Annotated in this window: 14 protein-coding genes; 5 read left to right on the top strand and 9 right to left on the bottom strand. The window is 70.9% G+C overall.

Going from position 1 to position 13,456, the window contains the following annotated elements; genetic code table 11:
• The first annotated feature begins 118 nt into the window (after nt 1-118).
• Nucleotides 119-661: a PPA1309 family protein gene (locus tag EJ357_RS30685; protein WP_175647590.1), complete on the top strand. Its 543-nt coding sequence runs from the start codon at nt 119-121 to the stop codon at nt 659-661.
• 92 nt (nt 662-753) lie between these two features.
• Here EJ357_RS30685 and EJ357_RS30680 read toward each other — a convergent pair whose 3' ends face one another.
• The 4 genes from EJ357_RS30680 to EJ357_RS30670 all read right to left on the bottom strand — a co-directional run bounded on the left by EJ357_RS30680 (nt 754) and on the right by EJ357_RS30670 (nt 4,102).
• Nucleotides 754-1,851, bottom strand: a complete 1,098-nt coding sequence (locus tag EJ357_RS30680; protein ID WP_126394939.1) for a YlbL family protein — start codon at nt 1,849-1,851, stop codon at nt 754-756.
• Nucleotides 1,852-1,958: 107 nt separating this feature from the next.
• Nucleotides 1,959-2,126, bottom strand: a complete 168-nt coding sequence (locus EJ357_RS48510; RefSeq protein WP_175647589.1) for a hypothetical protein — start codon at nt 2,124-2,126, stop codon at nt 1,959-1,961.
• Nucleotides 2,127-2,311: 185 nt separating this feature from the next.
• Nucleotides 2,312-2,770, bottom strand: coding sequence for a molybdenum cofactor biosynthesis protein MoaE (locus tag EJ357_RS30675; RefSeq protein ID WP_126394938.1), 459 nt, complete (start codon nt 2,768-2,770; stop codon nt 2,312-2,314).
• A gap of 219 nt (nt 2,771-2,989) precedes the next feature.
• Nucleotides 2,990-4,102, bottom strand: a complete 1,113-nt coding sequence (locus tag EJ357_RS30670) for an SDR family oxidoreductase (RefSeq protein WP_126394937.1) — start codon at nt 4,100-4,102, stop codon at nt 2,990-2,992.
• A gap of 192 nt (nt 4,103-4,294) precedes the next feature.
• Here EJ357_RS30670 and EJ357_RS30665 point away from each other — a divergent pair, with 192 nt between their 5' ends.
• Together EJ357_RS30665 and EJ357_RS30660 are read left to right on the top strand one after the other, a co-directional pair.
• On the top strand, nt 4,295-5,743 hold the full coding sequence (locus EJ357_RS30665; RefSeq protein ID WP_126394936.1) for a zinc-dependent metalloprotease: 1,449 nt from the start codon (nt 4,295-4,297) through the stop codon (nt 5,741-5,743).
• The gene (locus EJ357_RS30660; RefSeq protein WP_126394935.1) at nt 5,740-6,261 is read left to right on the top strand and encodes an NUDIX hydrolase; all 522 of its coding nucleotides are present in this window, start codon (nt 5,740-5,742) and stop codon (nt 6,259-6,261) included. Before EJ357_RS30665 ends, EJ357_RS30660 begins: the two co-directional genes overlap by 4 nt.
• An 86-nt stretch (nt 6,262-6,347) precedes the next feature.
• Here the strand turns inward: EJ357_RS30660 and EJ357_RS30655 are convergent, their stop codons facing one another.
• The 4 genes from EJ357_RS30655 to EJ357_RS30640 all read right to left on the bottom strand — a co-directional run bounded on the left by EJ357_RS30655 (nt 6,348) and on the right by EJ357_RS30640 (nt 10,296).
• Nucleotides 6,348-7,103 carry an AIM24 family protein gene (locus EJ357_RS30655; protein ID WP_126394934.1) on the bottom strand — a complete coding sequence of 252 codons (756 nt, stop codon included), beginning with the start codon at nt 7,101-7,103 and terminating at the stop codon, nt 6,348-6,350.
• Between the two features lie 13 nt (nt 7,104-7,116).
• Entirely contained in the window at nt 7,117-7,797 is a 681-nt protein-coding gene (locus EJ357_RS30650; protein WP_126394933.1) for an AIM24 family protein, read from the bottom strand.
• Nucleotides 7,798-7,810: 13 nt separating this feature from the next.
• The gene (locus tag EJ357_RS30645; RefSeq protein ID WP_126394932.1) at nt 7,811-9,526 is read right to left on the bottom strand and encodes a TerD family protein; all 1,716 of its coding nucleotides are present in this window, start codon (nt 9,524-9,526) and stop codon (nt 7,811-7,813) included.
• A gap of 173 nt (nt 9,527-9,699) precedes the next feature.
• Nucleotides 9,700-10,296, bottom strand: coding sequence for a M48 metallopeptidase family protein (locus EJ357_RS30640; protein ID WP_126394931.1), 597 nt, complete (start codon nt 10,294-10,296; stop codon nt 9,700-9,702).
• A 342-nt stretch (nt 10,297-10,638) separates the two neighbouring features.
• Between EJ357_RS30640 and EJ357_RS30635 the strand changes: the two genes are divergently transcribed.
• Both EJ357_RS30635 and EJ357_RS30630 read left to right on the top strand, forming a co-directional pair.
• Nucleotides 10,639-11,859 carry a TOMM precursor leader peptide-binding protein gene (locus EJ357_RS30635; protein ID WP_145978909.1) on the top strand — a complete coding sequence of 407 codons (1,221 nt, stop codon included), beginning with the start codon at nt 10,639-10,641 and terminating at the stop codon, nt 11,857-11,859.
• Nucleotides 11,852-13,222 carry an ABC1 kinase family protein gene (locus EJ357_RS30630; protein ID WP_126394930.1) on the top strand — a complete coding sequence of 457 codons (1,371 nt, stop codon included), beginning with the start codon at nt 11,852-11,854 and terminating at the stop codon, nt 13,220-13,222. Before EJ357_RS30635 ends, EJ357_RS30630 begins: the two co-directional genes overlap by 8 nt.
• 6 nt (nt 13,223-13,228) lie before the next feature.
• Here the strand turns inward: EJ357_RS30630 and EJ357_RS30625 are convergent, their stop codons facing one another.
• Entirely contained in the window at nt 13,229-13,438 is a 210-nt protein-coding gene (locus EJ357_RS30625) for a hypothetical protein (RefSeq protein WP_126394929.1), read from the bottom strand.
• Nucleotides 13,439-13,456: the final 18 nt, after the last annotated feature.

Below are 13,456 nucleotides of genomic sequence, written 5' to 3'. Positions count from 1 at the left end.
GGCCCGCGTCTTCGTGGACCCTCCGTGGCCCCCGGTGATCGTGGGCCCACACCTATGCAACTTACTCACCGTTTACTCAGTTCCCGATTCCGGCCAGGAACGAGAGAGGATTGTGACCATGTCCAACACTCCCATGGCGGCGAGCCCGCTCACCCGGGCCGTTCTCGAGATCGACGAGTACGCCTCCGGCCTCGGCTGGGACCAGCCCGCCCGCCTTTTCGCCCTCGTAGACACCGCACGGCTGCGGGCCCAGGAACCCGGCCTCGCCGCCCAGCTCGGACTGGGGGACGAGCAGGAGTCCTCCGGCCTGACCCCGATCGAGCAGGACGAACTTCCAACGGGCAAGGCGCTCGACGAGTTCCTGGGCACGATCGCCTGGCCCGACGCGGTGGTCGGCTGCGCTCTCACCGTCGAACGCCTGATGCTGCCCCCGTCCGCGGAGGCACAGGTCCCGCAGGGCCTGAGCGGCGGCAAGCTCGCGAAGTGGGTGGCGGACCACCCCGACCGCCAGGAGGTCCGTATGACGGTCGCGGTACTGCGCGACGGCGCCCGGGAGTCGGCCGTGCGCCTGCGTGAGAAGGACACCCCGACGGAGGTTCTCACCGGCCCGGACCTGATCCCGGGGCTGGCGGAGGCCCTGGCGGCGACGTTCGAGGACTGAGGTCTTCCGGTACGGCCGAGCCTTTCGGTACGGCAGTGGGGGCGCCCCTCCCCTCGGGGGGCGCCCCCACTGCCGTACTCAAGGCGTGCCGCTCAGCTCTTGGTGGTGCACTTCGGCAGGTCGGCGGTGGCACCGGAGCGGATGTCCTTCAGAGCACCGAGCGCGTCGTCGATGGTGTCGACCTTGACGAGGGTGAGCCCGTCGGGGACGTCCCGGGCGGCCGTCGCGCAGTTGTCGGCGGGCGTGAGGAAGTACTGGGCGCCCTTGTCGCGCGCGGCGATGGTCTTCATCTCGATGCCGCCGATGGGTCCGACCTTGCCGTCGTCGTCGATGGTGCCGGTGCCGGCGACGAACTTGCCGCCGGTGAGGCTGCCCGGGGTGAGCTTGTCGTAGAGCCCGAGCGAGAACATCAGGCCCGCGCTGGGGCCGCCGACGTCGGCGAGCTTGATGTCGATGGTGAACGGGAAGGTGTGGTCGGTCCCGGCGGAGATCCCGACGATGGCGCGCTTCTCGCTGCTGTCGTCGGACTGGGCGGTCCTGATCGTGATCTTCTCTGTCTTCGTCGGCGTCCTGCGTTCCTTCTCGGCGGCGGCCTGCTCCTTGGCCGGCACGATCGTGAAGACGACGTCCTGGCCGGGCTTGTGCTTGGTCACCAGCTCGGCGACGTCCGAGGGTTCCTTCACCGCCGTCCCGTCGACGGCCTTGATGACGTCACCGGCGTGCAGCTTGCCCTCGGCCGGTGTGCCCTTCACCACGGTCGAGACGATCACCCAGCTCTGCACCGGGATGTCCAGCGCCTTCAGGGCGGCGACCTTGGCGCTCTCCTGGGACTGGCTGAACTCCTCGGCGTTCTCCTGGGTGGACTGCTCCTCGGTCTTGCCGTCCGGGTAGAGGGTGTCGTGCGGCACGACCTTGTTGTCATGCGCGAGCCACCCGTAGACGGCCTCCACGAGGTTCATCTTGTAGTCGGCGCTGGTGACCCGGACGGTGGTCATGTTGAGGTGCCCGGTCGTCGCATAGGTCTTGCGCCCGGAGATCTGCAGCACCGGCTCGCCGTCGTGCTCGCCGAGGGTGTTCACCGTCGGCCCCGGGGACATCTCCGAGTACGGCACGGGGATGAAGACTCCCGCGCACAGGAGCGCGATCAGCATCAGGGTGGAGGCGAGCATCGTCGCGGTGCGGCGTGGCATGCCACGACAGTACGTGACCCTTCTGTCAGCGCCCCGTCAGGGCCGCCTGACAGGGAACCGTCAAGACCGTCGGCAGCGGACCGACAGGGCCGCGAACCGCCCCGCGATCATGTGCGCGAGGAGGACTTCTTCTCCATGGCCTCGCGGAACCGGGCATAGCCGTCGAGTTCCGGCCCGTCTCCACGAGCCTTTCGGTTCCGGTTGGCCCAACCGCCCCACAGACCGGCGCCGATCGCAGCCACAAGCGGAATCAGCAACCAGGCGAGCGCCGCCATGCCGTCCTCCCATCCCCATGAGCGACCGCAAACTGACTGATCAGCAGATTAACCACTGGCACTGACAACGCTCACGCCAGGGGTGCAGTTACGCAACCGGGGTGGTGTGGACGGGTTCGTACGGCCCAATCAGCAGGCGCCGAACGGGCCTCCCTCGACCCGACCGGCGTACCTCGCCGAGGGCGCTACGCGCCGACCCATTCGTCCGTGCCGTCCGAGAACTTCTGGTGCTTCCAGATGGGCACCTCGTGCTTGAGATCGTCGATCAGCTTCCGGCACGCTTCGAAGGCCTCGCCGCGGTGCGGACAGGAGACGGCGACGACGACGGCGAGATCCCCGACCTTGAGGTCCCCGACCCGGTGCACGGCCGCGAGCGCCCGCACCGGGTACTCGGCGACGACCTTCTCGGCGATGCGCCGCATCTCGGCCTCGGCGCTGGGATGGCACGAGTACCCGAGCAAGTCGACGTCGGCGCCCCCGTCGTGATTGCGCACGGTCCCCACGAACAGCGCGGTCCCACCGGCGGCGTCGTCCCCGACGGCCCGGAAGACCTCGTCCAGGGAGAGGGCCGTCTCGCGAATGGCGATGAGCTTGATCGGATCCTGAGCGCCCTGCTCACCGGGGTGATCGTTGGTCGGTGCCATGGTCCCATCGTGCCCCACACGCGCGAGGAGGGGGAATAGCGTCATCGCCCGGCACACGCGCGTGCTGCTTGGAGCCTCCTACAGGCCGAGCCGGGCGCGACACCGTATCGGGCCGCGCCCCCCGGACTCTCGGATCGGTCTCTCGACTCTGGGAGCGGATCGGTCTCTCGACTCTGGGAGCGTCTCCCGACTCCCGGACCGGCCTCTCGGAGAGGCCTCTCAGATCCGCCGCCGGGCCTTCCGCGCCCGCCGCACCACCGCCGCCGCGCCCAGCAGGGCGACCGTCGCTCCCGCGGCCCCGGCCGCCGTCGCGTCCTTGCGTCCGAGCCGCCGGCCGGCGACCGTGTGCCTGCCGGAGACCTCCTCCAGCAGCTCCGCGAGCACTTCCTCGTTGGTCCACTGCGGCCGCCACCCCGCGTCATGGAGCCGGCTGCCGCTGACCACCCAGGGGTACATCGTGTACGCCAGGTCCCCGGCCGGAGAGGGGGTCAGGCCGATCCGGTGCAGCCGGGCCGCCGCGCCCAGCGCGACCGCCGACGGCAGCTCCATGCGCCGGATCCCGCTGAGCTCCTCGACCTCCTCCTGCTCCAGCCAGCCGTCGCAGCCGACGGAGAGCTCCCCGTCGACCTTCTCCAGGACGGCGTACTCCAGGGCGCTGCACAGATCCTCGACGTGGCAGAACTGCCAGGCGGGCCGCGATCCGGCGACGACAAGGAGCCGAGGCGACTCGAAGTACCTGGTCAGCGCGGTGTCGGTGCCTCCCACCAGCACGGCCGGCCGGACCACGGTGACGTTGAGTCCCGGGTGGGCCCGGGGCGCCCTGCGCGCCAGGCGCTCGATCTCCAGCAGGTCCCCGACCCCGGTGGCCTCCGCCGTCGCCCGCAGCTCCGCGTCCTCGGACAGCGGGAGCTCGTTGTCCGGCAGCGCCCCGTACACCATCGCGGAGGTGCACAGCACGACGCGGTGGACACCGGCCGCCGCGGCGGCCGTCAGCACGGTCTGCGTCCCCCGGACGTTGTAAGCCGTCCTCGCGGCCGGATCCGTCTCCAGATCGAGGTCGAGCGCCAGGTGCACGACCACGTCGGCGCCCCGCAACTTGTCCGCGATGGCCGGATCCCGCACGTCCAGGATGTGCCACTGCGCCGCCGCGCACTCACCGCGCCGCTCGTCGATGGCGACGACCTGCTTGACCTCGTCCGATGCGACGAGCCGCTCGGTGAGCAGCGCGCCGATGCCGGACGCGGCACCGGTCACCGCGACGACGGGCCCGCGCGCGGCGGGAGGGGTTGACCGGTTTCGCGCTGCGCGAACCTGCGGATCAGGGGAACTCACCGGGCGTCTCCAGCGGTTGTCTTCAGTACGAACGCGAGTGACGCGTACGTACCAGGTGGCATCCATCCTGCCGCAGGCCAAGAGTCGGCGAAGCACCGAGGCCCGAACGGCTCGCGGTGTCTACGCTGGGTGGTGTTATCGGGCAGTCGCGCCGCCGGTGCCAACCGGTGGCCTTACCAGCCGAGGAATCCCGTGAGTGACACCCCATTCGGATTCGGCCTTCCGCCGGAGGAGCCGGACGACGGCGACGAGGGCAAGAAGAAGGACCAGCAGAGCGGCGGTGGTCAGGGCCCGGCCAACCCGTTCGGTTTCGGCGGGCTGCCCGGAGCCGGTGGCTTCGGTGGCCCCGGCGGTCCAGGTGCCGACAATCCGTTCGCTGCCATGTTCGGTTCGCTGAACCCCACCGACCTGGGCGCCGCGTTCCAGCAGCTCGGCCAGATGCTCTCGTACGAGGGCGGCCCGGTGAACTGGGACATGGCCAAGCAGATCGCCCGCCAGACGGTCTCCCAGGGCACCGCGGACGGCACCAAGGACGCGAGCGTCGGCCCCGCCGAGCGCACCGCCGTCCAGGAGGCCGTCCGTCTGGCCGATCTGTGGCTCGACGACGCCACGTCCCTGCCGTCCGGCGCGGGCACCGCCGTCGCGTGGTCCCGCGCGGAGTGGGTCGAGGCGACCCTGCCCGCGTGGCAGGAACTCGTCGACCCGGTCGCCGAGCGGGTCGGCACCGCGATGGGCGATGTCCTGCCGGAGGAGATGCAGGCCATGGCCGGCCCGCTGATCGGCATGATGCGCTCGATGGGCGGCGCCATGTTCGGCACGCAGATCGGGCAGGCCGTCGGGGTGCTCGCCGGCGAGGTCGTCGGCTCGACCGACATCGGCCTGCCACTCGGCCCGGCCGGCAAGGCCGCGCTGCTGCCGGTGAACATCGAGACTTTCGGCAAGGACCTGGGCGTGCCGAAGGAGGAGGTGCGGCTGTATCTCGCCCTGCGCGAGGCCGCCCACCAGCGCCTGTTCGCGCACGTGCCGTGGCTGCGCTCGCACCTGTTCGGCGCGGTCGACGGCTACGCGCGCGGGATCAAGGTCGACACCGCCAAGCTGGAGGACGTGGTCGGCCAGTTCGACCCGCAGAACCCCGAGCAGCTGCAGGACGCCCTGCAGCAGGGCATGTTCCAGCCGGAGGACACGCCGGAGCAGAAGGCGGCCCTCGCCCGTCTGGAGACCGCTCTGGCGCTCGTCGAGGGCTGGGTGGACGCGGTGGTGCACGCGGCCGCGAAGCCCCGTCTGTCGTCCGCCGACGCGCTGCGCGAGACGCTGCGCCGCCGCCGCGCCTCGGGCGGCCCCGCGGAGCAGACGTTCGCCACGCTGATCGGCCTGGAGCTGCGCCCGCGCCGTCTGCGGGACGCCTCCCGTCTGTGGGCCTCGCTCACCGACGCACGCGGTGTCGACGGCCGTGACGCCCTGTGGGCCCACCCCGACATGCTGCCGACGGCCACCGACCTGGACGACCCGGACGGCTTCGTGCACCGCGAGCAGATCGACTTCTCCGAGCTGGACAAGATGCTCGGCGAGGCGGCGGGCGGCTCCGGCGAGAAGCCGAACCTGAAGAAGGACGACGACGGCAAGGGCGACGACACCGAGTGAGCCTGTACGACGACGCGGTCCTCGTGCTCAAGGGGTACGAGGGCCAGGACGAGCTGCGCCAGGCCTATCTGGAACATCTGGAGGCCCACCCGGACGGCATGTGGAAGGCCTGCGGGGACGGTCACATCACCGCGAGCGCGCTGGTGATCGACCCCTCCGACGGGCGGGTGCTGCTCACCCTGCACAAGAAGCTGCGGATGTGGCTGCAGATGGGCGGCCACTGCGAGCCGGCCGACGAGACGCTGGCGGCCGCCGCCCTGCGCGAGGGCACCGAGGAGTCGGGCATCGCGGGACTGACCCTGCTGCCCGGTGGCCCGGTGCGTCTGGACCGGCACCACACGCCGTGCGCCTGGCACCTCGACGTCCAGTACGCGGCGCTGGCTCCGGCCGGATCCCTGGAGGCGATCAGCGACGAGTCGCTCGACCTGCGCTGGTTCGCCTACGACGAGGTGGCCGACGTGGCGGACGAGTCGGTCGTACGACTGCTGGAGGCCGCGCGGGCGAGGCTCGCCGCCTGAACCACGCGTGAACGCTGAACCATGCGTAAGGGGCGACCGCAATGGCGGTCGCCCCTTACGTCTGCTTTCCGGACGGTCCCGCCGGGTCAGCTCCAGACGTTGCCCTGGTTCTGCCCCCGCGCCCCCTGCTGGCCCACGCCGTACTGCGCGGCGAGGCCGGAGCCGATCTGGGCGTTCTGCGGCGGCAGCAGCTCGCTGGGCTGGACGAGCGCGAAGCCGGTGCCCATGAAGCTGAGCTCCCAGCCCTCACCGGTGTTGCCACGGCGCCGGAACACCCCGGAGGAGTGCGTCTGGGCCTGCATCTGGACACGCAGCCCGGTCGACCAGGCGACGATCGCGTCGGCGTCGCAGTTGACGTACTTGTCGGGCGTCACCTGCATCATCAGCGGCATGCCGGAGGTCATGAGCGCGACCTTGCCGCGGCCGGTGATGTTGAGCTGGTACTTACCGGAGCCGGAGATGCCGTAGAGGCTGTCCACGGCGATGACCTCGTGGTGCAGCGAGGAGTCCAACGCCAGCACATAGCTGCTGTCGACGGTCAGCCCGTCCTGGTCGACGTCCACCAGGTGAACGTGCTGCTTGAGGTTGGCGAGGTAGACCGTGCCCTGTCCGTGACAGCGCATCAGGTCCAGGCCCTCACCGGTCTGCGCACGCGCGCGTCCCTGCTGATTGTTCTGGTACTCGGCGTCGAACTCGACGAGGCCCTGGTAGGCGACCATCGTGCCCTTGCGGGCGAGGATGTCGTCGTGGCCCTCCAGGCCGACTCGGAGCATCTGCTTGTTCTGCAGGCTCCAGCGGTCCTGGGTCTGCTGGTCGTTGTAGGCGAAAAGCGGACTCTGCATGGCGTTTTCCCCCTCAGCCCCGGACCCGGAGACGGTCGGTGCTGTCCTCGCTGGGCTGGACTACGACGATGCCCTGGCCGGAGAAGGCCATCTGGTAGGCCTCGCCACTGCCCCGGCCGATGAGCGACTGCGCCTTGAAGCTGCGCTTGCCCTTCACCTTGAGGTTCGGGGACCAGGCGACGAGCGCGTCCGGGTCGACGTACGTCTCGTCCTCGCCACCGCCGCAGTCGACGACGATCGGCTTGCCCCGGGAGGTCAGCGCGACCCAGCCCTGCCCGGAGATCTTGGTGTTCCACAGACCCTGACCGGCGAACTTCGCCAGGCCCTTCACGCGCTCGACGCCCCAGGTGAGGTGAGCGTCGAAGGCGAGCAGGTTGGTGGCGTTGACGGAGATGCCGTCGCCGTTGAGGTTGATGACGACGACGTTGGCGCCGTAGTCGGCGAGATAGAGCAGACCGTCCCCCGAGCACTTCATCAGGGGCGCGCCCTCACCGGTCATCCAGTCCTTGGCGATCTGGCGCACGGCCGGCGGGTTGGGCTCGTACTGGACGAAGCCCTCGTAGGCGACCATCGAGCCCACGCGCGCGAAGAGGTCGTTCCCGGTCTGCATGGCGACCTTCAGCATGTGGTTGCCGTGGTTCTCCATGCGGGCTGTGACGGGTGCGGGGGCGTAGCCCGCGAGCGGCTGGTTCATGACGGGCTCTCCCTCAGATCTCGTACGGCTGGACGACGATGAAGTTGCCGGGCGCGCCGCGGAACTGGAGGTTGACGCTCTCTCCGGTGTCGCCGGGGTAGGCGTTGCGGCGCATGCGTACCTGGCTGGAGACGACCACCTGGGAGGCGGCCGACCAGGCGACGACGGCGTTGCAGTCGGCGAACGTCGTGGGTGTGACCGGCAGCACCACGGGCGTGCCGTGGGTCTTGACGACGATCGTGCCGGTGCCTGTGAACTGCATCGTGAACAGCGCGCCGCCGGGGATGCCGTGGCCCTCGATGCGGCGGACCTCGTACTGGAGGCTCTCGTCGAAGGCGAGGACGTTCTCGGCGGAGACACAGATGCCGTCGCCCTGGAGCTCGATGGGGTGCAGCATCGTGGAGTTCTCGGCGAGGAACACCTGGCCCTGGCCGGTGCAGCGCATCAGCTGCATCTCCTGGCCGGTCGCGTTGCCCACGATCCGGCCGGCGAACCCGGCGCCCTTGTAGCTGAAGTCGACCTTGCCCTGGTAGAGCACCATGCTGCCCTGCCGGGCGAGCACGGGATGTCCGCCGATGCCGAGGTCGACCCGGACCAGCTTCTTGTTCTGCTGCGTCCAGCGCTGGCCGGTGGGCGTCTCCTTGAACTGCTGGAGCGCCGCGGCGACACCGGGGCCCTGGGGTGCGCCTTGCGGGGCGCCCTGAGGGGCTCCGTAGGGGGCCTGCTGGCCCGGGACCTGGCCGTAGCCCGGGGGCGGCGTCGGCTGGCCGTATCCGGGCGGCGGGGTCGGGGCCTGCGGGGCCTGGGGCTGGGGGTAGCCGGGAGGCGGCGGGGCGGTGGGAGCCTGGCCGTACGGGGCCTGCTGACCGGGCTGGCCGTAGCCCGGAGGCGGGGTCGGCTGGCCGTAGGGCGCGGGCGCCGGGGCGGGAGGCGGCGGGGTGCCGCCGGGCGGCGTCATCGGCGCGACGATGGTGGGCTGGGCGTGCACCGACGGCGCGGGGGCCGGGGCCGGAGGCGGCGGGGTGGCGCCCGGCGGGGGCGCGAAGCCCTGCGCGGCGGGCTGTGGTGCGGGAGCCGGGGCGGGAGCCGGAGCAGGTGCGGCGGGGGCACCGAACGCGGGCGGCGCGGCGGCCTGGGCCGGCGGGGCGAAGCCGGGAGCCGCCCCGGTCTGCGGCTGCTGCGGGGCGGCGGGCGCCTCCTCCTCGGCGACCTCGCCGCCGAAGTTCCTCAGCAGCGCGTCGAGGCCGCCGTCGAAGCCCTGTCCGACCGCGGCGAACCGCCAGACGTCCTTCAGATAGAAGTCGCCCAGCATGACGGCGCGTTCGGTGGAGAACTCCGAGCCGTTGAAGGCGTACCGGGCCACCTCCTCGCCGCCGGCGACGATCCGGATGTACCCGGGGCCGACCTGCGACATCTGTCCGGCGCCGTCGATCGTCGCCGTGAAGGACAGCTTGTGGATCTGCGGGGGGATCTTGTCGAGCGTGACCCGGAAGGACTCCGTGTCACCGGCCTGGGTGCCGAGGAGCTGGATGCTCTCCTCGGGGGACTTCGGCTGGTTGAAGAAGACGAAGTAGCGGTCGTCCGAGAGCCGTTCGTCGGCGTCGAGACCGAAGCAGCTGATGTCGAAGGTCAGCCCCGGGGCCGAGATCTGCACACCTACGTACAGATCCGTGCCCGCGGTGAGGTCACTGATCCTGGCCTTGTGGCCGCGTTGGAATTCCCTGGCCATGCGTAACGACCGTCCCCCATCCCGAGTGCGAGTGCGTCGCGCCAGGCTAACGGCAAACTCGGACATCGGACGAAGCCGGTACAGACCCGGTACACAACCCCCGTCCGGCCGGACCGGAAGGACTGCCTCCGGAGGCGTCTCAGGGGGTGCCTCCCTGGTGCCTCAGGGCGCGGTCACTCGCCGCGCGCACCCGGCACATGGGGCAGCCGCTCGGCGGCGACCACGCCCTCCAGATAGCCCTTCGCCCGCTCGGTGCGGGGATAAGGATCCAGCAGCCGCCAGAAGCGGGGCCCGTGACCGGGCACCAGGAGATGCGCGAGTTCGTGGAGAAGGACGTAGTCGACGACGTACTCGGGCATGCCCTGCAGACGGTGCGAGAGACGGATGCTGCCCTCGGCCGGAGTGCACGAGCCCCAGCGGGTGTTCTGGTTGGTGACCCAGCGCACCGAGCTGGGCCGCGCGCGGGCGTCGAGGTACTGAGCCGACAACTGCTCGGCGCGTTCGGCCAGTTCGGCGTCGCCCAGCACCTGCTTGCTCTCCTGGGCGGCCAGTTTGTCGAGCATGACGTTCACCCAGCGCTGCTCCTCGGCCTCGGACATCCGGGCAGGGATGAGCACGACGGTGCGATCGCCCTCGCGGTATGCCGAGACCGTCCGGCGGCGCCGGGCGCTCCTGCGGACCTCGATCGCGCTCGCCTTCGAGCCGCTCTGCGGCGGGCTCGTCGTACTGCGCTGTGGGGTTCCGGCGCGGTGCAGTGGGTCGGCGGACACGCCCCGACGTTACCCGCTGCACATGGGGGAAGTCCCGCCTCCGGGACGGTTCGATGCCGATCCCCCCACCATGCGTTTGATTTGTACGACGAATATCCACCACCTGTGGACAACTTTCGACGCCGGGCGCCGCGCCGGGGCATGCTGACAGTCGTCGGCGGAGCTGTGACCGAGCTCCACCGGCACACGGGGACGTTCAACGACGGCTACGGGGGCCTGTTCATGCATGCGATGGTTTCGGCGGGTTCGGCAAGTCCGGCAGGTTCAGAGCGTTCGACATATTCGGCAGGTAAATCAGATTCATCCGCCTGCGGCGGGCATTCGACTGATTCGATGGCCCCGCTGGCTCCGCTGGTGAAGCCCGCGCTCAAGCGAGGCTGGCGCGACCTCAACACCGTGCAGTTCGGGATGACTCCGGCACACGCGATGACAGTGGGCCCGATGGACACAGCGACGGGCAGTTTTCTCGACCTGCTCAACGGCACCCGCGGTCTGGAGCTGCTGCGTGAAGAGGGCCGCCGGATGGATCTGCCGGACGGTCATGTCGACGGGCTGGTGCGGCGACTGGCGCGGGCCGGACTGCTCGACGACGCAAAGGGCGGCGGCCCGGCCGCCGACGCCCTGCGCAGCAAAGAGGGAGTCCTGGACCGGCTGCGCCCCGACCTGGCCTCCCTGTCCCTGACCACGTCCGAGCCGGGCGATGCGATCGGCCGCCTGGCCGCCCGCCGCTCACTGCGCGTGCAGATCAGGGGTGCCGGACGGGTGGGTGCTCTGGTGGCCTCGCTGCTGTCGGGCGCGGGGGTCGGCGAGATCGACGTACGCGACGTCGGCCGTGTCGAGCCCTGGGACGTGGGCCCCGGGGGGCTGCCCGCCGAGGCGATCGGCGACCGCAGGGACGAGGCGGCGCGACGGGCCGCACGCCGCTCGGCACCCGACCGCCCACCGCGCCGCGGGCCCCGTCCCTCCTCCGGGGAGGACAGCACCGGCCACTCCCTGGTGATCATCGCCCCGCGCGACGACGTCGCCGTGCACGCGCCCTCCCCGTCCGCCGCCGAAGCCCTCATCACTTCCGGTACGCCCCATCTCTACGCCGGCGTCGTGGAGGGAACCGGGATCGTCGGCCCGCTCGTCCTGCCCGGCGAGACCGGCTGCGCCGGCTGCCTCGACCAGGGGCGCGCCGACCGGGACCCTGCCTGGCCCCGCCTGATCGCCCAGTGGCGCTCGGGCTCCGGTCGGGTGCGCCGCGTGCCGCCCTGCGATCTCGCGCTGGCCACCACGGTCGCCGGCCTGACGGCCGCACACGCCCTCGCCTTCCTGGATGGCCACGTTCCGTCTAGCGCGGGTGCACGCTGGGAAGTGTCCCTGCCCGGTTTGAGCTGGCATGCCCGGCCGGTGTGGGCGCATGCGGCATGCCCCTGCGGCGCCGCGGAGAAAGGTGAGGGAGAACACCCCTCCGAGGACGAGGAGTCGCACGAGACAATGGCGGAGCAACGGCCGTCGGATGAGTTGAGCCGTAAGGCGGACGCGAAGCGGCCGGCTGGGACCTGGAGGGCGCATGTCTGATCTTCCCCGCAAGGCGGTCACGCGAACCGCCAAGCTCGCCGCGCTTCCGCTCGGCTTCGCCGGGCGGGCGACCTGGGGACTGGGCAAGCGGATCGTCGGCGAGTCCGCGGAGATCGTCGGCCGTGAGCTGCAGCAGCGCACCGCCGAGCAGATGTTCAAGGTGCTCGGCGAGCTCAAGGGCGGCGCGATGAAGTTCGGCCAAGCCCTGTCCGTGTTCGAGTCGGCCCTGCCCGAGGAGATCGCCGGCCCCTACCGCGCGGCGCTCACGAAGCTTCAGGAGGCGGCGCCCCCGATGCCGACGCGCACCGTGCACACGGTGCTGGCGGAGCGGCTCGGCGAGGACTGGCACGACCTGTTCCTGGAGTTCGAGGACAAGCCCGCCGCGGCGGCCTCGATCGGCCAGGTGCACCGGGGCGTGTGGCACGACGGCCGTGAGGTGGCGGTCAAGGTGCAGTACCCGGGAGCCGGCGAGGCTCTGCTCTCCGACCTGAACCAACTGAGCCGTTTCGCCCGGCTGTTGGGTCCGCTGATCCCCGGCATGGACATCAAACCACTGATCGCGGAGCTCAAGGACCGGGTCTCCGAGGAACTGGACTACGGCCTGGAGGCACAGGCCCAGCAGGCGCACGCCGAGGAGTTTGCCGACGACCCGGACGTCGTCGTGCCGGCGGTGGTCCACCACTGCGACCAGGTCCTCGTCACCGAGTGGATCGAGGGCGTGCCGCTCTCGGAGGTGATCTCGGACGGCACCCAGGAGCAGCGTGATCGCGCCGGTCAGCTCCTGGCCCGCTTCCTCTTCTCCGGCCCGGCCCGCACCGGCCTCCTGCACGCCGACCCGCACCCCGGCAACTTCCGCCTCCTGCCGGGAGGCCCCGACGGCGAGGACGACTGGCGGCTCGGCGTCCTGGACTTCGGCACGGTCGACCGCCTCCCGGGCGGCCTGCCGACCCCCATCGGCGACTCCCTGCGGATGACCCTGGACGGCGAGGCGGACACCGTCTACGAACTGCTCTGCGCCGAGGGCTTCGTCAAGGAGTCAATAGAGCTGGACCCCAACGCCGTCCTCGACTACCTCCTGCCGATCATCGAACCGGCTCAGGTCGACGAGTTCACCTTCACCCGCGGCTGGATGCGCAGTCAGGCCGCCCGCGTCGCCGACCCTCGCTCCCCCGCCTACCAACTGGGCAAGCAGCTCAATCTGCCCCCGGCCTATCTCCTCATCCACCGCGTGACGTTGAGCACAATCGGCGTCCTGTGCCAGCTGGGCGCGACCGTACGGCTGCGCGAGGAGCTGGAGGAGTGGCTGCCGGGGTTCGCACCGGAGGAACTGACGGACGAGGACGAGTCGGCGGCGGAGGCGTGAGCGGAGCTACCACCAGGCCGAGTCCAGTCGCCCCTCGATCGCTCTGAGGTTCTCCCGGGAGCAGGTGTCGCAGAAGTAGTGGCGGACGCCGTTCTCCACGGAGCAGGTCCAGGTGGGCTGCGGTGCCTCGGCCCGGGTGCCGCAGCGGGCGCACACGAGAGGCTCGGGCTCCGTGGCGGAGCCGCCGTTGTCACTGCCTCCGGGAAGACTCGTCACTCCGCGACGATAGCGCCG

Source organism: Streptomyces cyaneochromogenes (assembly GCF_003963535.1).
Taxonomy (GTDB): Bacteria; Actinomycetota; Actinomycetes; order Streptomycetales; family Streptomycetaceae; genus Streptomyces; species Streptomyces shaanxiensis.
Note: the sequence above shows the minus strand (reverse complement) of the source record. Positions and strands in the feature narration are given on the sequence as shown.

Coding starts and splice junctions, on each gene's coding strand:
- EJ357_RS30630 (WP_126394930.1), top strand. CDS start 11,852: ATGTCTGATCTTCCCCGCAAGGCGGTCACGCGAACCGCCAAGCTCGCC.
- EJ357_RS30675 (WP_126394938.1), bottom strand. CDS start 2,770: ATGGCACCGACCAACGATCACCCCGGTGAGCAGGGCGCTCAGGATCCG.
- EJ357_RS30685 (WP_175647590.1), top strand. CDS start 119: ATGTCCAACACTCCCATGGCGGCGAGCCCGCTCACCCGGGCCGTTCTC.
- EJ357_RS30680 (WP_126394939.1), bottom strand. CDS start 1,851: ATGCCACGCCGCACCGCGACGATGCTCGCCTCCACCCTGATGCTGATC.
- EJ357_RS30645 (WP_126394932.1), bottom strand. CDS start 9,526: ATGGCCAGGGAATTCCAACGCGGCCACAAGGCCAGGATCAGTGACCTC.
- EJ357_RS48510 (WP_175647589.1), bottom strand. CDS start 2,126: ATGGCGGCGCTCGCCTGGTTGCTGATTCCGCTTGTGGCTGCGATCGGC.
- EJ357_RS30655 (WP_126394934.1), bottom strand. CDS start 7,103: ATGCAGAGTCCGCTTTTCGCCTACAACGACCAGCAGACCCAGGACCGC.
- EJ357_RS30650 (WP_126394933.1), bottom strand. CDS start 7,797: ATGAACCAGCCGCTCGCGGGCTACGCCCCCGCACCCGTCACAGCCCGC.